Genomic DNA, 248 nt, shown 5'->3' on the forward strand with positions numbered 1-248 from the left:
GTATGATACGGGGCCCGCTTGGCAGAGTGGAATAGGTGGCTCTTCTATGGCGGAATTAGAAATATTGCCTTATCTTCAACGGGAAGGGATTGAACTTGAAACCTTGATTTTAAGCCATGATGATAATGACCATTCAGGCGGTGCTAAAACGATTTTAACCGCATACTCAGAGATTGAGCTGATTACACCTTCTCGCAAAAGCTATGGCGAAATGCACCGCACTTTTTGTCTTCAGGGGAAACAATGGC

Annotated in this window: 1 protein-coding gene; it reads left to right on the forward strand. The window is 44.8% G+C overall.

The window, feature by feature from the left end:
* Positions 1 to 46: 46 nt before the first annotated feature.
* Positions 47 to 248, forward strand: a 202-nt coding sequence (locus tag ACTHSX_RS10780; protein ID WP_440379684.1) for an MBL fold metallo-hydrolase, incomplete at its 3' end; no start/stop codon positions are given.

The organism is Neisseria sp. P0014.S002 (assembly GCF_051958295.1).
Taxonomy (GTDB): Bacteria; Pseudomonadota; Gammaproteobacteria; order Burkholderiales; family Neisseriaceae; genus Neisseria; species Neisseria flavescens_B.